The 17,729-nt window shown below is 70.9% G+C and carries 23 protein-coding genes; 13 read left to right on the top strand and 10 right to left on the bottom strand.

The annotated features are described in order from the left end of the window. Positions 1-87 precede the first annotated feature (87 nt). The 3 genes from ABZT06_RS36270 to ABZT06_RS36260 form a co-directional block, all read right to left on the bottom strand. A complete protein-coding gene (locus ABZT06_RS36270) occupies positions 88-1,233 on the bottom strand; it encodes an RNA polymerase sigma factor SigF (protein ID WP_355751046.1) in 1,146 nt (381 codons plus the stop codon). A gap of 17 nt (positions 1,234-1,250) precedes the next feature. Continuing rightward, entirely contained in the window at positions 1,251-1,664 is a 414-nt protein-coding gene (locus ABZT06_RS36265; protein ID WP_004925829.1) for an anti-sigma regulatory factor, read from the bottom strand. Between the two features lie 260 nt (positions 1,665-1,924). After that, entirely contained in the window at positions 1,925-2,185 is a 261-nt protein-coding gene (locus tag ABZT06_RS36260) for a UBP-type zinc finger domain-containing protein (protein WP_355751043.1), read from the bottom strand. 85 nt (positions 2,186-2,270) lie between these two features. Between ABZT06_RS36260 and ABZT06_RS36255 the strand changes: the two genes are divergently transcribed. Next, positions 2,271-3,869 (top strand): Na+/H+ antiporter, encoded by a 1,599-nt coding sequence (locus ABZT06_RS36255; RefSeq protein ID WP_355751040.1) that lies wholly within the window; start codon positions 2,271-2,273, stop codon positions 3,867-3,869. On the opposite strand, the gene ABZT06_RS36250 is transcribed toward ABZT06_RS36255, so the two are convergent. Both ABZT06_RS36250 and ABZT06_RS36245 read right to left on the bottom strand, forming a co-directional pair. Next, complete coding sequence (locus ABZT06_RS36250; RefSeq protein ID WP_355751037.1) at positions 3,848-4,753, bottom strand: pyridoxal-phosphate dependent enzyme; 906 nt, start codon at positions 4,751-4,753, stop codon at positions 3,848-3,850. The two genes, ABZT06_RS36255 and ABZT06_RS36250, sit on opposite strands and share 22 nt — an antisense overlap. Before the next feature lie 22 nt (positions 4,754-4,775). Then, positions 4,776-5,366: an N-acetylmuramoyl-L-alanine amidase gene (locus ABZT06_RS36245; RefSeq protein ID WP_355751034.1), complete on the bottom strand. Its 591-nt coding sequence runs from the start codon at positions 5,364-5,366 to the stop codon at positions 4,776-4,778. 314 nt (positions 5,367-5,680) lie between these two features. On the opposite strand from ABZT06_RS36245, the gene ABZT06_RS36240 reads away from it, so the two are divergent. The 8 genes from ABZT06_RS36240 to ABZT06_RS36205 all read left to right on the top strand — a co-directional run bounded on the left by ABZT06_RS36240 (position 5,681) and on the right by ABZT06_RS36205 (position 11,874). Then, complete coding sequence (locus ABZT06_RS36240; RefSeq protein ID WP_355751031.1) at positions 5,681-7,087, top strand: family 2B encapsulin nanocompartment shell protein; 1,407 nt, start codon at positions 5,681-5,683, stop codon at positions 7,085-7,087. A gap of 347 nt (positions 7,088-7,434) precedes the next feature. After that, positions 7,435-8,517: a family 2 encapsulin nanocompartment cargo protein polyprenyl transferase gene (locus ABZT06_RS36235; protein WP_355751028.1), complete on the top strand. Its 1,083-nt coding sequence runs from the start codon at positions 7,435-7,437 to the stop codon at positions 8,515-8,517. A 168-nt stretch (positions 8,518-8,685) separates the two neighbouring features. Next, the gene (locus tag ABZT06_RS36230; protein WP_355751025.1) at positions 8,686-9,288 is read left to right on the top strand and encodes a GNAT family N-acetyltransferase; all 603 of its coding nucleotides are present in this window, start codon (positions 8,686-8,688) and stop codon (positions 9,286-9,288) included. A gap of 101 nt (positions 9,289-9,389) precedes the next feature. Next, positions 9,390-9,587: a hypothetical protein gene (locus ABZT06_RS36225; protein ID WP_355751022.1), complete on the top strand. Its 198-nt coding sequence runs from the start codon at positions 9,390-9,392 to the stop codon at positions 9,585-9,587. Between the two features lie 93 nt (positions 9,588-9,680). Further along, positions 9,681-10,094: a YciI family protein gene (locus ABZT06_RS36220; protein ID WP_355751019.1), complete on the top strand. Its 414-nt coding sequence runs from the start codon at positions 9,681-9,683 to the stop codon at positions 10,092-10,094. A 5-nt stretch (positions 10,095-10,099) separates the two neighbouring features. Beyond that, positions 10,100-11,305 (top strand): sigma-70 family RNA polymerase sigma factor, encoded by a 1,206-nt coding sequence (locus ABZT06_RS36215; protein WP_355751016.1) that lies wholly within the window; start codon positions 10,100-10,102, stop codon positions 11,303-11,305. 9 nt (positions 11,306-11,314) lie between these two features. Further along, positions 11,315-11,638, top strand: coding sequence for a DUF952 domain-containing protein (locus ABZT06_RS36210; RefSeq protein ID WP_355751013.1), 324 nt, complete (start codon positions 11,315-11,317; stop codon positions 11,636-11,638). Next, on the top strand, positions 11,629-11,874 hold the full coding sequence (locus ABZT06_RS36205) for a hypothetical protein (protein WP_355751010.1): 246 nt from the start codon (positions 11,629-11,631) through the stop codon (positions 11,872-11,874). Before ABZT06_RS36210 ends, ABZT06_RS36205 begins: the two co-directional genes overlap by 10 nt. Here the strand turns inward: ABZT06_RS36205 and ABZT06_RS36200 are convergent. From ABZT06_RS36200 to ABZT06_RS36190, 3 genes are all read right to left on the bottom strand, one after another. Beyond that, positions 11,861-12,604: a VOC family protein gene (locus tag ABZT06_RS36200; protein WP_355751007.1), complete on the bottom strand. Its 744-nt coding sequence runs from the start codon at positions 12,602-12,604 to the stop codon at positions 11,861-11,863. The genes ABZT06_RS36205 and ABZT06_RS36200 overlap by 14 nt on opposite strands. Positions 12,605-12,673: 69 nt before the next feature. Next, positions 12,674-13,087, bottom strand: coding sequence for a VOC family protein (locus tag ABZT06_RS36195; RefSeq protein ID WP_355751004.1), 414 nt, complete (start codon positions 13,085-13,087; stop codon positions 12,674-12,676). Between the two features lie 9 nt (positions 13,088-13,096). Then, positions 13,097-13,492, bottom strand: coding sequence for a helix-turn-helix transcriptional regulator (locus tag ABZT06_RS36190; RefSeq protein ID WP_355751001.1), 396 nt, complete (start codon positions 13,490-13,492; stop codon positions 13,097-13,099). A gap of 103 nt (positions 13,493-13,595) precedes the next feature. Between ABZT06_RS36190 and ABZT06_RS36185 the strand changes: the two genes are divergently transcribed. Genes ABZT06_RS36185 through ppk2 form a run of 3 tightly spaced genes read left to right on the top strand, consistent with a single transcriptional unit; the run spans position 13,596 to position 15,907 of the window. Beyond that, a complete protein-coding gene (locus ABZT06_RS36185; protein ID WP_355750998.1) occupies positions 13,596-14,750 on the top strand; it encodes an inorganic phosphate transporter in 1,155 nt (384 codons plus the stop codon). Between the two features lie 21 nt (positions 14,751-14,771). Next, the gene (locus ABZT06_RS36180) at positions 14,772-15,008 is read left to right on the top strand and encodes a hypothetical protein (protein ID WP_355750995.1); all 237 of its coding nucleotides are present in this window, start codon (positions 14,772-14,774) and stop codon (positions 15,006-15,008) included. A gap of 26 nt (positions 15,009-15,034) precedes the next feature. After that, complete coding sequence (gene ppk2, locus ABZT06_RS36175) at positions 15,035-15,907, top strand: polyphosphate kinase 2 (RefSeq protein ID WP_355750992.1); 873 nt, start codon at positions 15,035-15,037, stop codon at positions 15,905-15,907. 264 nt (positions 15,908-16,171) lie between these two features. On the opposite strand, the gene sodN is transcribed toward ppk2, so the two are convergent. Next, positions 16,172-16,567, bottom strand: coding sequence for a superoxide dismutase, Ni (gene sodN, locus ABZT06_RS36170; protein WP_020123534.1), 396 nt, complete (start codon positions 16,565-16,567; stop codon positions 16,172-16,174). A 145-nt stretch (positions 16,568-16,712) separates the two neighbouring features. Between sodN and sodX the strand changes: the two genes are divergently transcribed. Continuing rightward, a complete protein-coding gene (gene sodX / locus ABZT06_RS36165; RefSeq protein ID WP_355751155.1) occupies positions 16,713-17,150 on the top strand; it encodes a nickel-type superoxide dismutase maturation protease in 438 nt (145 codons plus the stop codon). On the opposite strand, the gene ABZT06_RS36160 is transcribed toward sodX, so the two are convergent. Further along, complete coding sequence (locus ABZT06_RS36160; RefSeq protein ID WP_355750988.1) at positions 17,054-17,683, bottom strand: CGNR zinc finger domain-containing protein; 630 nt, start codon at positions 17,681-17,683, stop codon at positions 17,054-17,056. The genes sodX and ABZT06_RS36160 overlap by 97 nt on opposite strands. Between the last annotated feature and the right edge of the window lie 46 nt (positions 17,684-17,729).

Here is a 17,729-nt window from a genome sequence, read left to right as displayed (position 1 = left end):
CCGGCCTGAGGCCGCGCCCGGCGGCGAGCGGTGGCCTCGGCTCGGAGCTGCCCCGTGGCGGAACGGCCTTGGGGCGGGCCCCGGCGTCTACTCCTCCACCAGCAGCTTCTCCCGGAGCTGGGCCAGTGTGCGGGCCAGCAGTCGGGAGACGTGCATCTGGGAGATGCCGACCTCCTGCGCGATCTGCGACTGGGTCATGTTGCCGAAGAAGCGGAGGAGAAGGATTCGCTTCTCGCGCGGGGGGAGATCCTCGAGCAGCGGCTTGAGCGACTCCCGGTACTCGACGCCCTCCAGCGCCTCGTCGTAGGCACCCAGCGTGTCCGCGACCGCCGGGGACTCGTCGTCCGTGTCGGGGACGTCCAGGGACAGCGTGGAGTACGCGTTGGCGGACTCCAGGCCCTCCAGGACCTCCTCCTCCGAGATGGCCAGCTTCTCGGCCAGCTCGTGGACCGTGGGGGAGCGGCCGTGCCGCTGCGAGAGCTCCGCCGTGGCCGTCGTGAGGGCCAGGCGCAGTTCCTGCAGACGCCGGGGCACCCGGACCGCCCAGCCCTTGTCACGGAAGTGGCGCTTGATCTCGCCCACCACCGTGGGGGTCGCGTAGGTCGAGAACTCCACCCCGCGGTCCGGGTCGAAACGGTCGACCGACTTGATCAGGCCGATGGTCGCGACCTGGGTCAGGTCGTCCAGCGGCTCGCCGCGGTTGCGGAAGCGGCGCGCGAGGTGCTCGACGAGCGGCAGGTGCATCCGGACCAGCTGGTTGCGCAGCTCCGCGTACTCCGGGCTGCCGTCCTTCAGCGCGCGCAGCTCGATGAAGAGGGCACGTGCCCCGCTGCGGTCCTGTGGATCGTGCCGCGGGACCGGCGTGTTGTTCGCGCCCGCCGCGCCGTCCTCTGCGTTTCGCTCGTGCTCGCTCATCGTCCCGCCCGTCGCCCTTCCACGAGCCGTCGCCTCCGTCCGCACCGGGAGGACCCCGGCCCGCCCTGCGGGAGGCGCATCCTGCACGGCACCCTTCCGATCACGCTGCCCGTCGTCCAGGAAGCCGGTCGCCGTCGTGTCGACGACGTCCTCCTCCGGATGCGGCCGGGGCTGCTCGGGGATGCCGTCGATGCCGTCCGCCATGCGACGGAAACCGCCGGAGCCGTCGTCGCCCAGGCTGTCGGCGCCGCCCGGGCCGACAGGACGGTGCCCGCCCTCGGCCGGCAGCTCCCGTGTGCCGCGCTCTTCGTCCCGCACCGGCCCGTCCCCGTTCCTCACGCCGGCCCGGGTCCCGCGCCGCGCTGTTTGTAGAGGCTGATCGAAACGGTCTTGTCCTCGTCCACGGCCGAAGAGACCTTGCCCGCGAGGGCCGAGAGGACGGTCCAGGCGAAGGTGTCCCGTGACGGTGCGTGACCGTCCGTGGTCGGGGCCGAGACGGTGACCTCCAGCGAGTCGTCGACGAGTCGGAAGACACAGCTGAGCACCGAGCCGGGCACGGCCTGCTGGAGCAGGATCGCGCAGGCCTCGTCCACCGCGATGCGCAGGTCCTCGATCTCGTCGAGGGTGAAGTCCAAACGGGCTGCGAGGCCGGCCGTGGCCGTCCGCAGCACCGACAGGTAGGCACCCGCGGCCGGCAGCCGGACTTCCACGAAGTCCTGGGTCGCGGGCTCGCCTGCGATCTGGGACACCCTCACCTCCAAGGTGGTACAAGCTTTACGGGGGCCGAGGGTCGCCCCCCGGAGTAACGCGACGTGTGGTTCAGCGGTGACGCTACCGCGCTCTCGACTTTCCTGTCCCCGGGACCCCAACCCCTTGCCGTCACTCACAGTAAAACTGTGGACACGCTCCGTGTCTAGGGGTTTGCGGCTCCAATTGGGAAGAACGCGCGCCGGGTTGACGTACCCAGACGTCAGACGGTCGAACCGTCCTGGAACCCGGGGGTCCAGGGTCACACAAGGACGTGGTCCACGAAGCACCAACGCCAGTTCTCACCCGGTTCGTGGGTCCGCATGACCGGGTGCTCGGAGTCCTTGTGGTGCTTCGTCGCGTGTTGTCCGGGAGAGGAGTCGCAGCAACCGACGTGACCACAGGACAGGCACAGGCGCAGTTGTACCGGGTGGGTACCGTCCCTCAAGCACTCCGGGCAGGTGTCGCTGAGCGGCTCGGGCTCCGGGTGCGGCAGCGCGTCCGCGTGCGTGCACTGTTTCATGATTGCCAGGTTACGACGGCCGCGCGGGCGGCCGCGTGCAAAAAGAGGGCGGGCGCACGACGATGAACGAGGGCGGGCGAGGGTCATGGACGTGATGCCACTGCTGTTGCTGGTGGCGGGAAGCGCGGGGATCGCGGCGGCGGCCCGGCGCACCCCGGTTCCGGCGCCACTGCTGCTGGTCGCGGCCGGGCTGCTGATCTCGTACCTCCCCGGGGTCCCCGAGTACACGCTCGACCCGGACGTGGTCCTGCCCATCATCCTGCCGCCGCTGCTGCACTCCGCGGCCACCGACAGCTCCTATCTCGACCTCAGGGCGCAAATGCGGCCCGTGGCGCTGCTGTCTGTGGGATACGTGCTCTTCGCGACCATCGCCGTCGGCTGGGCGGCGTACCGGATCGTGCCGGGTCTGTCGCTGACGGGGGCGCTCGTGCTGGGCGCCGTGGTGGCACCGCCGGACGCGGTCGCGGCGACGGCGGTGGCACGCCGCGTGGGCCTGCCCTCCAAAATCACGACCATCCTGCAGGGCGAGTCCCTGGTGAACGACGCGACGGCGATCACCGCCTACCGGGTCGCGCTCGCGGCCGCGATCGGCGAGGGCGCCACCTGGGCGGGCGGCATCGGCGAGTTCCTGCTCGCGGCGGTCGGCGGGGTCGCGGTCGGCCTGGTGCTGATGGTGCCGATCCACTGGCTGCGAACCCATCTCGAGGAGCCGCTGCTGCAGAACACGCTCTCCCTGCTGATCCCGTTCGTCGCCTACGCGGCGGCCGAGCAGTTCCACGCGTCCGGCGTGCTCGCCGTGGTCGTGGTGGCCCTCTTCCTCGGACACCGCGCGTGGGAGGTCGACTTCGCGACGCGCCTTCAGGAGGACGCCGTCTGGAAGATGGTCGCCTTCGTCCTGGAGTCGTCGGTGTTCGCCCTCATCGGGCTCCAACTGCCTGTCGTGCTGAAGGGCCTCGGGGAGTACGAGGGCGGCCCCGCCGTCTGGTACGCGGTCGCCGTCTTCCTCCTGGTCGTCGTCTCGAGGTTCGTGTGGGTCTATCCGGCGACCTTCCTGCCGCGCATCCTCTCCGCGCGGATCCGCGCGCGTGAGGACAACCCCACCTGGAAGGCGCCCTTCGTCATCGCCTGGGCCGGGATGCGGGGCGTGGTCTCGCTGGCGATCGCCTTCTCGATCCCGGAGCACCTGCACAACGGCGAGCCGTTCGAGGGCCGCAACCTGATCCTCTTCCTGACCTTCACGACGGTCATCGGCACCCTCGTCGTCCAGGGCGTCACCCTGCCCCCGCTGATCCGCCTGCTGAAGCTCCCTGGCCGCGACCAGCAGGCCGAGACCCTCGCCGAGGCCAACGCCCAGGCGCAGGCCTCGCGCGCCGCCGAACGGCGTCTGGACGAACTCCTCTCCGACGAGCGCAACGCCCTCCCACCGCCGCTGGCCGACCGTCTGCGCATGGTCCTGGACCGCCGCCGCAACGCCGTCTGGGAACGCCTCGGCCAGTCCAACCCCCTCACCGGCGAGACAGTCGACGACACCTACCGCCGGCTGTCCAGGGAGATGATCGGAGCCGAGCGCACGGTGTTCGTGAAGCTGCGGGACCTGCGCTACATCGACGACGAGATGCTGCGGACACTGCTGCGCAGGCTGGACCTGGAGGAGGCGGCGGCCTATCGGGAGGCGGCCGAGTAGGGGCGGCCGGTGACCACGGCCGCCAATGTCGTCCCGCGCGGGAAGGCGCCCTCTTCGGTGAGGGTGACGAGTCCGTAGAGCAACTTGGCGACATAGAGACGTTCCACGGGGACACCGTGACGCTGCTCGAAGTCCTCGGCGAAGGTGTCGAGTGCGGCGGGTATTCGGGCGTAGCCGCCGAAGTGGAACCGGTCGTCCAGTGTCCAGGCCCCGCGTCGGGCACCGAACGCACGGCGTTGCAGGGACTCTATGTCGGCGGTCAGGAAACCGCCCTTGAGGACCGGGACGCCCAGGCAGCGCTGGTCAGGGGCCAGTCCGGCCGCCAGGCCCGCGAGGGTGCCGCCGGTGCCGCAGGCGATCGCGACGACGTCGGCCCGGCCCGACAGCTCCTCGCCGAGTGCTCGGCATCCTCGGACGGCCGGGGTGTTGCTGCCGCCCTCCGGGACGACGTACGCCTCCTCGGCGTCCGCCGCGCGCAGCACGCGCGCGAGGGTGTCCGGTTCGGTCTTGCGGCGGTACGTCGGCCGGTCGACGAAGTGCAGTCGCATGCCGTCGGCCGTGCACCGGGCGAGGGAGGGGTTCAGGGGGCGGTCGGCGAGTTCCTCACCCCGGACCACACCGATGGTGGGCAGGGCCAGCAGGCGGCCCGCGGCGGCCGTGGCACGCAGATGGTTGGAGTACGCGCCGCCGAAGGTGAGGACCGTACGGCCGGCCGCCGCGGTGAGGTTCGGTGCGAGTTTGCGCCACTTGTTGCCGATGAGCTCGGGGTGGATCAGGTCGTCACGCTTGAGGAGAAGGCGCACGCCGTGCCGGGCGAAGCGGGGGTCCGACAGCTCCTGCAAGGGCGAGGGCAGGCGGGGGCGCAGGGTGTCGAGGCCGGTCACGCCCCCATTGTGACCTGCGGGGTCACTTCAGGCGCTCCCGGATCCGGCCGCGCAGCCAGGCCATGGTGAAGCCCCGCGGATCCACCTTGCCCGGTTGCCACTCCAGGTGGCCGATGACCGACCGTTCCGTCCAGCCGTGGTGACGGCACACCGCAGCGGACACCTGCTCGATCGCCTTCAGCTGGGCCGCCGGCCAGGGATCCTCGCCGTCGCCGAGGTTCTCGCACTCGAAGCCGTAGAAGTGGCGGTTGCCGTCGGTGTTGGCCTCGTTGTCGAGAGGGAGGGCCTTCTCGGCGATCACGGCCCGCAGGACGTCGTCGTCGCCGAGACCGGCGTGGTTGGCGCGGCCGTAGCCGACGAGATGGACGGTGCCGTCCTTGGTGATGACGCCGTGGCACAGGGGTCCCGGCAGGTCGGTGTAGCCCTTGCGGCAGAGTTCCACCGTCGCCGCGCTGCCCCTGGTCACCGTGTGGTGGATCATCACGCCGTGCACCGGTCCCCAGGCGCCGACGTGGTTGCGGTTGTGGTGCTCCCAGTCGCCGACCTCGACGACGGTGGCGCCCTCCGCCCGCAGGACGGCCAGGAATCTGCCCGCGGACATGGGTGAGGCCATGGCTCCCTCCTTTCGCATCGCGCGCCGGCCGCCGACCGCGGCCGGCCCCTACTGGTTCTTGTACCGAAAGCGGCCGACTGCGACTCCTGGTTCGCACAGCGTGCGAGCTGATTCGGACAGTCAAATTCCGCTCTCCGGCATCGAATTGACTGGATGTCAGTGGATAGGAAGCACGCATATGCCCAACCCCGCGGTGATCCATTCCCCCCCTTTCGGGTAATAGCACCGGCACGCTCCGTGAGGAAGGGTTGCTCTTGCACATCGGTGCCGGGGCGCAGATCGCGTCCGGGCATGTACCGGGAGGGCAATTCCTTATGTCGGTAGGCGAAGAGGTCCGCACCGAGCAGGACAGGCCGCAGCAGAGCCTCGGCACAGCGGCCGCGCGGAACCTGGCCACCACCACCAAGTCCGCACCTCAGATGCAGGAGATCAGCTCCCGCTGGCTGCTGCGCACGCTGCCCTGGGTGAACGTACAGGGCGGTACGTACCGGGTGAACAGGCGCCTGAGCTACGCCGTGGGCGACGGCCGGGTGACCTTCGTGAAGACCGGGGACCGGGTCGAGGTGATCCCGGCCGAGCTGCGCGAGCTGCCGGCACTCAGGTCGTACGAGGACGACGACGTGCTCTCCGAGCTCGCCCAGCGCTGCCAGCAGCGGGAGTTCACCCAGGGCTCGGTGATCGCGTCCTTCGGCGCCCAGGCCGACGAGGTGTATCTGCTGGCGCACGGCAGGGTGGAGAAGGTCGGCACCGGACCCTACGGCGACGACGCGGTCCTCGGCGTCCTCGCCGACGGCGCCTACTTCGGCGACCAGGCACTCCTCGACCCGGACGCCATCTGGGAGTACACCGCCCGCGCGGCCACCACCTGCACGGTCCTCGTGCTGCCCCGCCAGGACGTCGACCAGGTGGCGGAGCGCGCCGAGGCCCTGCGCGAGCACCTCCAGGAACAGCGCGCGATCCCCTCGCAGCGCACCAACAAATACGGCGAGAAAGAGATCGACCTCGCCGCGGGTCACGCGGGCGAGCCCGACATCCCGCACACCTTCGTCGACTACGACGCCCGGCCCCGCGAGTACGAACTGAGCATCGCCCAGACCGTTCTGCGCATCCACACGCGGGTGGCCGACCTCTACAACCAGCCGATGAACCAGACGGAACAGCAGATCCGGCTGACCGTCGAGGCGCTCAAGGAGCGCCAGGAGCACGAACTCGTCAACAACCGCGAGTTCGGGCTGCTGAACAACTGCGAGTACGACCAGCGGCTCCAGCCGCACGACGGCGTGCCCAGCCCCGACGACCTCGACGAACTGCTCAGCCGCCGCCGGGGCACCAAGCTGCTGCTCGCCCACCCGCGCGCGATCTCCGCGATCGGCCGTGAGCTCAACAAGCGCGGACTGGTCCCCGAGACCATCGACGTGGGCGGCAACCGCATCCCCACCTGGCGCGGGGTGCCGATCTATCCGTGCAACAAGATCCCGGTCACCTCGGAGCGGACCACCTCGATCATCGCCATGCGTACCGGTGAGGCCGACCAGGGCGTCATCGGCCTCCAGCAGGCCGGCATCCCGGACGAGATCGAGCCGAGCCTGTCGGTGCGGTTCATGGGCATCAACGAACAGTCGATCATCAAGTACCTGGTGACGGCCTACTACTCGGCGGCCGTGCTGGTGCCGGACGCGCTCGGAGTCCTGGAGAACGTCGAGATCGGCCGCTGGAGGTGACCTTCCCGCGCCGGGGAGCCGTGTCCCCGGCCACCGGGGCGGAGACACCCCGGAGGAGCGCGCCCGCCCACGGCGGAAGCGCCACCGACCGCGGACTGACCGAGGGGGGTTCGATGGCCGAGTTCACGACGGGTACGCAGGCACTGGCGACAGAAAGGACGGAGGTGCTGGCACCGGCCGCCGGGGGGAGAGAGGTGCCGACCGCCAAGGGGACGGAAGCGCCGGCCGCCGGGCGGACCGGGGACGGGGTACCGGCCGGGGGGACGGGCCGGTTCGACGGGGACGAGGCGCGCCCGTTCCAGGAGCCCGACGCGAGACCCGAGGCACATCGACGTCACGGGGCTGGCGTGCCGCCCCAGACCCGCCCGCTGAACGGACCCGATGCCGGGGCCGAGGCGCGTTCCGCCGATGGGCACGAAGCCGCGGTGATCCTGGAGCGGGTCCGGGCGTCGGTCGACCCCGAGCTGCGTTCCGCGCTGGAGTCGCTGCCCGGCTCCCTGCGCAGGGTCGCGCTCTACCACTTCGGCTGGGAGTGCGCCGACGGCACTCCGGCGGCGGGCAACGCGGGCAAGGCGATTCGGCCCGCACTCGTCCTCACCGCGGCCGCCGCCGTCGGTGGGGACCGGGCGCGGGCGGCTGCCGTCCGGGCGGCCGTGGCGGTGGAGCTGGTGCACAACTTCACGTTGCTGCACGACGACGTGATGGACCGCGACACCACCCGTCGGCACCGCCCCACCGCGTGGACCGTGTTCGGCGACGCCGACGCGATCCTGGCCGGGGACGCCCTCCAGGCGCTGGCCCTCCGGCTGCTGGCCGAGGACCCGCACCCCGCGGCGGGAGCGGCCGCGGCCCGGCTCGCGGCCTGTGTCGTCGAACTGTGCGAGGGCCAGCACGAGGACACCGCCTTGCAGGGGCTCGCTCCCGGCGAGGTCACCCTCGACCAGGTGCTCGCGATGGCCGAGGCCAAGACGGGCGCGCTGCTCGGATGCGCCTGTGCGCTCGGCGCGCTGTACGCGGGCGCGTCCGCCGAGGACGTCGGGGCGTTGGACGCGTTCGGCCGCGAGGCGGGTCTCGCCTTCCAGCTCATCGACGACGTGATCGGCATATGGGGCGACCCCCGCCGCACCGGCAAACCGGTCGGCGCGGATCTCGCCGCCCGCAAGAAGTCCCTCCCCGTGGTCGCCGCGCTCACGTCCGGGACGGCAGCGGCCGCGGAACTGGCCGAGCTGTACGCGGCGCCGTACGCCGAAGAGGACCTGGCGCGTACGGCTCTGGCCGTGGAGGAGGCCGGCGGCCGCGACTGGGCGCAGGTGCAGGCGGCCGACCGGATGGCCCGGGCGATGGATCAGCTGGCCCGTGCGGTGCCCGATCCGGAGGCGGCGGGCGGGCTGCTCTCCCTCGCGGAGTTCGTGACGCGGCGCAGCGCCTGAGGGCTCCGGAGCGGCCGGCACCGTGCGGTTCCTGACCCCGCACGGCCCCGGGAGCTCCGGCCGACGGGTCCCGCACATCCCCACGGTGTGCGGGGCCCGTTCACACGTGTTCACCGGATAGTCTCAACACCCTTGTGTTCAAAGGTGGTTGAGATGAAGGGGTGGGGCATGGGCGTGGTGATACGGACGGCCGACAGAGGCGATCGCGAGCTGGTCGCGGGGCTGCTGGACTCGGCCTTCCAGGACGATCCGGTCAGCGGGTGGATCTTCCCGGAGGAGGAGAACCGGCGCACGACCCACCCCCGGCTGATGGCCGCCTTCGTCGACATCGTGCTCGCGGAGGGGCGTGTGGATGTCACGGATGACGGAGCGGCGTGTGCGCTGTGGTTGCCTGTGCCGTCCTACGGAGGTGACGAGGCTGACGAGGAGGGGTTCGCTCAGCTGCGGGAGGCGCTTGATCCGGGCAACGAGCGGATCGAGCAGATCGGGACGCTCACGGCCGAGGTGCATCCGGCCGGGCGGGCCCATGAGTACCTGTGGATGATCGGCGTGGCTCCTGGGCGGCAGGGAGAGGGGTTGGGGACGGCGCTGATCGGGTCGGTGCTCGAGCGGTGCGACCGGGAGGGGGTTCCGGCGTATCTGGAGGCGAGCAGCGAGCGGAGTCGGGGGCTGTATGAGCGGCTCGGGTTCGAGCTGGTGGAGCGGCCGCTGGAGCTGCCCGGCGGGCCTCAGATGTGGCCCATGTGGCGAGAACCCCGCGCTTCGCGATAACGCCGATACGGGTCGTCCTGCAGCTGCGGCCGAGTGGGGCTGGTCGCGCAGTTCCCCGCGCCAGGGAAGCGCCGACGGCCCCTTCGCCCTACCCTGAGGGCATGGGCAGCGACGAACGCGTCTGTCCCGTCTGCGGACAGCCGGTCGAGTCGGTCGTACGGCGTCACAAGACGCTGGGTGCGTGGGTTCCCGTGTGGACGGGCGGCCCGTGCCGCAACCCCGAGTGCGAGGCGTACGCCGGCCAGGCCGCCGGGTCCGGCGAGGACCACGGCGGCGCATCCGCCGGAAAAAGTTCCTGAACCCTGTCGAGAATCCGTCCCCGGCTCCGACGTCTCCTGTGAAAGCCGCCCGCACCGGGCGGCCGAGCCGACCGAAGCCGAAGGAGCGGAATCGTGAAGTACCTGGTCATGGTGCAGGGAACGCAGGCCGACTACGACGCCATGCGCGGCAAGGGCTCCGAGCACTCCCCGGCCTGGAGCGAGCAGGAGATCCAGACGATGTACGCCTTCATGAGCGCCGTCAACGACGACCTGTCCGAGACCGGCGAGATGCTCGACGGCCAGGGCCTCGCCGAGCCCGCGAAGGTCCGGCACGTCAGCCGGGACACGGAAGGCAAGGCCGTGATCACCGACGGGCCGTACAGCGAGACCAAGGAGCTGCTGTGTGGCTACTGGGTGCTGGAGTGCGAGAGCCTGGAGCGCGTCACGGAGATCGCCGAGCGCATCACCCAGTGCCCCCAGCCCGCCGGCGCCCCCGTGTACCCGGTGGTGATCCGGCCCATCCTGGACGGCGCCGGGGACATCTGAGGACCGTGCGGCCGACGACCCCGACCGAGGACCTGCTGCGCCTGCACGCGCCGCAGGTCCTCGGCGCGCTGGTCAGGCGGTACGGCCGTTTCGACGCCGCCGAGGACGCCGTACAGGAGGCGCTGCTGGCCGCGGCCGGGCAGTGGCCGTCGGCCGGGGTGCCCGACAATCCGCGCGGGTGGCTCATCAAGGTGGCCTCGCGGCGGCTGACCGACGCGCTGCGCGCGGAGGAGGCGCGCCGGGCGCGGGAGGAGAAGGCGGCCGCGCTGAGTGTGCGGGACACCGCCCTCGCCGACCGTGCGCCGCGCCCCGACGACACCCTGTCCCTGCTGTTCCTGTGCTGCCATCCGGAGCTCACCCCGTCCGCGCAGATCGCGCTGACCCTGCGCGCGGTCGGCGGTCTGACCACGGCGGAGATCGCCCGGGCGTATCTCGTCCCCGAGGCGACCATGGCGCAGCGCATCAGCCGGGCCAAGCAGAAGGTGCGGGGCGTGGGCTTCGGGCGGCCGGACAACTGGCAGGATCGGCTGCCCGCCGTCCTGCACACCCTCTACCTGATCTTCAACGAGGGCCATACGGCGACCTCCGGCCCGGCTCTCCAGCGGCGTGACCTCGCCGCCGAGGCGATCCGCCTGACCCGCACGGTCCACCGCCTCCTGCCCGAGGACTGCGAGATCGCGGGCCTGCTCGCCCTGATGCTCCTCACCGACGCCCGCCGCGACGCCCGCACCGGCCCGGGCGGCGACCTGGTCCCCCTCGACGAACAGGACCGCGACCGCTGGGACCGGGCCGCGATCGAAGAAGGCATCGCGCTGGTCACCCGGGCGCTGGCCGGCCGCCGTGCCGGGCCCTACCAGATCCGCGCCGCCATCGCCGCCGTACACGACGAGGCGCCCTCGCCGGAGGAGACCGACTGGCGAGAGATCCTCGGGCTCTACGACGTTCTCGTACGGCTCGTTCCGGGGCCCGTGGAGCGGCTGAACCGGGCGGTCGCGGTCGCGATGGTCCACGGGCCGGAGGCGGGGCTCGCGGAACTGGACGCGCTCACCGGTGAGTTGGGGCACCGGCTGGACGCCGTGCGCGGACACCTGCTGGAGCGGGCCGGTTCCCACGAGGAGGCGCGTGCCGCGTACGAGTCGGCGGCCGCCAAGACCCTGAGCCTGCCCGAGCAGCGTTATCTGCACGGGCGGGCGGCCCGGCTGAGGCCTTAACGTGACGGCATGTCCACAACGACACCCATCGTGCACCTGACCGAACGCTCCCTCTGGGAGGCGGCTCGCGCCCGGGGCACGTACGAGATCTCGACGCGCGGCCGCACTCTCCAGGAGGAGGGGTTCATCCACTGCTCGACGCGCGAGCAACTTCCGGGCACGGCCGCCCGTTTCTTCGCCGATGTGCCGGATCTGGTGGTTCTCGTCATCGACCCCGCCCGGCTCGACGTACCGCTGAAGTACGAGGCCCCCGCGCCCGGCGCCGAGGCGTTTCCGCACGTCTACGGGCCGATCCCGGTGGACGCGGTCGTCGACGTGGAGCCATGGAGGTGAGCGGTCGCCGCCGGGTCTGGGTGTGGGCCGTGGCGGTCTGGGCCGCTCTCGTGGTCGTCGCGGGCGGGCTCACGCTCTGGCTGCAGGACTCGGCCGAGCCGCAGGGGCCGTACAGCTGGGAGGAGAGCAGTCCGAGCTCCGGGCTCCCCGAGGGGTGGGAAACCATGTGTCCCACCCCCAGCGCCGACTCCCGGGGGCGTCGGGCGCTGGTGGCCTGCGCGTTCAGCTCCGGCTAGGCAGTCCGCCCGTCTCCGGGTCCCGGCCCGTCAGGCAGTACAGGCCGCCCGCCGGATCGCGCAGCACCGTCCAGTGCGGGTGGCGGGCGACGAACTCCGCCCCCAGACGCTCGTGTTCCGCCCGCGTCGCCTCGATGTCCGCGCAGGCCAGGTCGAGATGGGCGGCGGCGGGGCGTTCCTCGTCGAGGCGCTGGAGGAGGATGCGGACCGGGAGGCCGGCCGGTGGCTCGAGGACGTGGAACTCGGGGAGCGAGCCGGAGCGCGACTGCCAGTCGGGCAACAGGGCCGCCCAGAAGGCGACTTCGGCGACGTAGAGGGAGGGCGGGATGTCGAGGCAGACCTGGTCGAGACGGCTGCCGCGGATCACCGGCGGGCGAGTCGACTGCCCGCGCCAGGGATCGGCGCAGAACAACTGGCCGGCGGGGGAGCGGAGCACGACCAACGTGCCCTGATCGGCGACCACATGTGCGCCGAGAGCCTGCGCCGCCTTCGTGAACTTCCGTACGTCGTCGACGCAGAAGTCGAGATGGGCACCGCCGGGCCCGGAGGCGACGGCCTGGGCCTTGACGCAGGCGTCGGCGCCGCCGAACGGCACGAGGGTCACGAACTCCCGCCGCTCACCCCGGAACTCGGACAACCGGGTGCCGGTGACGCTGGTCCAGAAGTCGCAGGCCTGAGCGAATCGTGCCGTGGGCCGGTCAACGAAGGCGTACGTCCAGCGGGTGGTCATACGGTGATCGTAGGCGCCTCCCCATCGGCGCCTCCTCCACTTCGGCGCCTCTTCCGCTTCGGGCTCCCTCTACTTCGGCACCTCCATGAACCGCAGCATGTTCCCGGCCGGATCCCGGAACGCACAGTCCCGCACCCCGTACGGCATGTCCGTGGGCTCCTGGATGACATCGGCCCCCGACTCCCGCACCCGGGCGAACAACGCGTCACAGTCGGTGGTCGTGAAGTTCACCCCCCGCAGCAGCCCCTTGGCCAGCAGCCGCGCCATCGCCTCCTTGTCCGCGGGCGACGCGTCCGGGTCCGCGGCCGGCGGCTCCAGGACGATGTCCACGTCCGGCTGGAGCGGCGAGCCGACCGTCACCCAGCGCATGCCCTCGTACCCGACGTCATTGCGCACCTCCATGCCCAGGACGTCCCGGTAGAACGCGACCGCCTTGTCGTGGTCGTCCACGGCGATGAAGCAGTTCTTGAGTTTGATGTCCATGGCTTCACGTTAGGCCCGTCGGGGCCGGGTGTGCCTGCGGACCACGCACGGCGGGATCCCGGCGATCTCCTCGTGAGGGCGTGCGCGGTACGCGCTCGGCGTCTCACCCACCAGCTCCGTGAAGCGCGAGCTGAAGGAGCCGAGGGAGGTGCACCCCACGGCCATGCAGACCTCGGTGACGGAGAGGTCGCCCCGCCGCAGCAGGGCCTTCGCGCGCTCGATGCGGCGGGTCATGAGATAGCCGTACGGCGTCTCCCCGAAGGCCGCGCGGAAGCTGCGCTGGAAATGGCCCGGTGACATCAGCGCGGTGCGGGCGAGGGCGGTCACGTCGAGCGGCTCGGTGTACTCGCGGTCCATCCGGTCGCGCGCCCGCCGCAGCCGCACCAGGTCCTCGATGCTCACCATCACGCCAGCATCGCACGATGCTCACCAGCTGGGCGCGGGGATCTGGAAGGGGCTTTGCCTCACGTTCTCCTGCCGTACGGAAGCGCTTGCTCCCATGAGAGGCATGGACCACATCACGTTCCTCGTGGCGGTCGTCATCGTCACGGCCCTGGCCTTCGACTTCACCAACGGATTCCATGACACCGCCAACGCGATGGCGACGTCCATCGCGACCGGCGCGCTGAAACCCAGGACAGCCGTCCTGGTGAGCGGAGTTCTGAACATCGTCGGTGCCTTCCTGTCCACTGAAGTCGCCAAGACGATCTCCGGCGGCATCGTGGACGACGCTCTGGTCTCGCCCGGGATGATCTTCGCGGGGCTGGTCGGAGCGATCCTGTGGAACCTGCTGACCTGGCTGGTCGGCCTGCCGTCGAGCTCGTCGCACGCCCTGTTCGGCGGGCTGATCGGCGCGGTGTGGGTGGGTGCGGGCTCCCACGGTGTGCACTTCGACAAGGTCGTCGAGAAGATCCTGATCCCCGCGGTGGCCTCCCCGGTGGTCGCGGGCGTGGCGGCACTGATCGCCACCTACCTCGCCTACAAGCTCACCGCGCGCGCCCGCAAGGACTCGGTGACCAAGGGCTTCCGGCTCGGCCAGATCGCCTCCGCGTCCCTCGTCTCCCTGGCGCACGGCACCAACGACGCCCAGAAGACCATGGGCGTCATCACGCTCACCCTCATCTCGGCGGGCGCGCTCGGCCACGACGCCGGTCCGCCGGTGTGGGTCATCGCCTCCGCGGGGCTGGCGATCGGCCTCGGCACCTACCTCGGAGGCTGGCGGATCATCCGCACCATGGGCAAGGGGCTCACCGAGATCCAGTCCCCGCAGGGCTTCGCCGCGGAGACCGCGTCGACGACGGTCATCCTGACCTCCGCCCACCTCGGCTTCGCCCTGTCGACCACGCAGGTCGCCTCGGGCAGCATCCTCGGCGCGGGCCTCGGCCGGAAGCTGGCGGAGGTCCGCTGGGGCATCGCCGGCCGGATGGTCGCGGCCTGGCTGATCACCCTGCCGGCGGCCGCGCTGGTCGGGGGCATCTCCGCGAGTGCCGTGAAGCACGGCGGCGACTTCGGCACGGTCGTCGTCGCGCTGGTCGGTGCCGCCGTCGCCGCGGGCATCGTGCTCATCTCCCGCCGCAACCCGGTGAGCGCGCACAACGTCAACGACGCCCACGAGGTCACCCTCCGCACCGAGCCGCCGGCCCGCGTCGGCACGGCCGCCTGACCCCTCCTAGGAGTTCCTGTCATGAGCATCGACTGGACCGCACTCGGCCAGGTCACCGCGGTGAGCGTCGGCGTCACCGTCGCCGTGGTGGTGGTCTTCGCCCTCGGGGTACTCGGCCTCGCCCGCTTCGAGGGGGCGAGGGAGGACAGCGGTGGTGGTACGTCCACGCTCGGCTTCGCGCAGGCCGGCCTGTGCTTCCTCGCCTGCGCGGCGGTGGTGGCGTACGGCATCTACCTGATCGTGCCGCAGTTCCACTGACCCACCGAGAGGAGAGGGGAGCAAGGGTGACACCTCTGCTGAACGACCTGAAGGTCGACTACACCGATCCCGACGACCCCGTCCTCATCCGCCCGGACGGCAGCCCGATCGACACCTGGCGGGAGAACTACCCCTACGCGCACCGCATGGAGCGCAAGGAGTACGACTGGCACAAGCGGCTCCAGCAGATCGAACTGCTGAAGCTGCAGAGCTGGATCAAGGAGACCGGGCGCCGGCTCGTCATCGTCTTCGAGGGACGGGACGCGGCAGGCAAGGGCGGCACCATCAAGCGTTTCACGGAGCACCTGAACCCCCGCGGCGCGCGCGTGGTGGCGCTGGAGAAGCCGACCGAGCGCGAGCGCGGGCAGTGGTACTTCCAGCGGTACGTCGAACATCTGCCGACCGCGGGAGAGATCGTGCTGTTCGACCGGTCCTGGTACAACCGGGCCGGTGTCGAGCGGGTCATGGGCTTCTGCTCGGACGACGAGTACCGGCGCTTCATGCGGCAGGCCCCGCTGTTCGAGCGGATGCTCGTGGACGACGGGGTGGACCTGCTGAAGTTCTGGTTCTCGGTCTCCCAGGGCGAGCAGCGCACCCGCTTCACCATCCGTCAGATCGACCCCGTACGGCAGTGGAAGCTCAGCCCCATGGACCTCGCCTCCCTGGACCGCTGGGACGACTACACCGCCGCCAAGGTCGCCATGTTCCGGGAGACGGACACCCAGTTCGCGCCCTGGACGGTGGTCAAGAGCAACGACAAGAAGCGGGCCCGCGTCGAGGCCATGCGCAGTGTGCTGGCCCGCTTCGACTACGCCGACAAGGACGAAGAGGTGGTCGGTACGCCGGATCCGCGGATAGTGGGCGCGGCGGCGGGACTGCTGGAGGCGGGCGAGGTGTAAGCGCGTTTCGAGAGCGGGCCGAGTGCCGCATCCGGGGCACCTGTTCCAGGCCGCTGCGGGGTGCTCCAGGCGTCCGAGAGCGAGGCTGCCGACGCGAGGGCCGCAGGCAAGTCGTCACGCTGCGGATCTGCGCCCACCTGTGGCCGGGCCAAGAAGACCGCACCCGGACCGTCATGGTCGCCGTGCTCAGCGACCTGCGGACCGGGTGCGGACAGGGAGACACTGCACGTGAGGAAATTGCAGGTCAGAGGGCGTGATCCAAGATCAGGCCTTCTTGGTCTCCCAGAAGATCTTGTCGATCTGGGCGATGTAGTCCAGGGCCTTCTGACCGGTGGCCGGGTCAGTCGACGCCTTGGCGGCCGAGAGGGCCTTGAGGGCGTCGTTGACCAGCTGGTGCAGCTCCGGGTACTTCTCGAAGTGTGGGGGCTTGAAGTAGTCGCTCCAGAGCACGGAAACATGGTGCTTCGCGAGCTCGGCGCGCTGCTCCTTGATGACCGTGGCACGAGCCTGGAAGTGCGGGTCGTCGTTGGCGGCCATCTTCTCCTGCACGGCCTTCACCGACTCCGCCTCGATGCGGGCCTGGGCCGGGTCGTACACACCGCAGGGCAGGTCGCAGTGTGCGCTGACCTTGACCTTGGGGGCAAACAGGCGGGAAAGCATGGAGCGTTCCTTCCTCGTGATCGTCTTCTCAGGTGCGACATTACTCCCTGCGAGAGGCGAAAAGGCGGGTGCCCCCATGGGCTTAGGACAAAAGTCCGGGGTCAGACTGAGACTGGTGGATGAACGGACCGGGGAGGTGCCGGGGATGCCGGAGCTGTCGCAGGAGACCGAGCGGGGGAGGCCCCTGCTGCCCTTCGTGGGGGTGGCCGAGGTGACCGGGCCGTCGATGGTGCCCACCCTCCAGCACGGGGACCAGTTGGTCGTGCACTGGGGGGCCAGGGTCGGCCCCGGCGACATCGTGGTCCTGCGGCATCCATTCCAGCAGGACCTGCTCGTCGTCAAGCGGGCCGTGGAGCGGCGCGAGGGCGGCTGGTGGGTGCTCGGGGACAACGCGTTCGCGGGCGGCGACAGCACGGACTACGGCGTCGTACCCGAGGACCTCGTGCTCGGCAAGGCCCGGCTGCGGTACCGGCCGCTCAAGCCCGCTCAGCGCTCGCCGGTGGCCGCCGTGCGCTGGGCGCTGTCCGCCGTGCGGCCCGTCTTCCCCGACCGGTCGGCCTCCAGGCGCTTGCGGGCGCGGTAGGCGGCCACGTTGGCGCGGGTGGCGCAGCGGTCCGAGCAGTAGCGCCGGGAGCGGTTCGTCGACGTGTCGAGGTAGGCGTTGCGGCAGGGTGACGCCTCGCACAGGCCCAGCCGGTCCACGCCGTACTCGGTGAGGTGGAAGGCCAGGCCCATCGCCGCGATCGCCGCGTACCCGGCGGTGGCGTTGGACGGATGGTCCGCCAGGTGCATGTGCCACAGCGGGCGGCCGTCGTCGTCCCGGAAGTCGTGCCCGGAGATCTGCGGGCTCACCGGGAACTCCAGGAGCAGGGAGTTCAGCAAATCCACGGCGAGCGTCTCGTCGCCGCCGTCCGCCGCCTCGAAGACCGAGCGCAGCCGCGCCCGGACCGACCGGAACCGGGTGACGTCGGCTTCGGTGGCCCGGCGGGCGCCCGTGCCGTTGCCGCCGAACAGGTCGCGGACGGCCTCCACCGAGGTCAGCGTGTCCTTGCCCCGGGCCGGGTCCTCGCTGTTGACCAGACGTACGGCGTAGTCCGAGTAATAGGCCAGTTCCACTTGTAGTCCTTACGGAGGCGTTCTATCGTCGGGGTGCGGTCGGGTA

The sequence above is a fragment of the Streptomyces sp. NPDC005483 genome (genome assembly GCF_040606035.1).
Taxonomy (GTDB): Bacteria; Actinomycetota; Actinomycetes; order Streptomycetales; family Streptomycetaceae; genus Streptomyces.
This window is presented reverse-complemented; position numbering and strand designations above follow the sequence as displayed.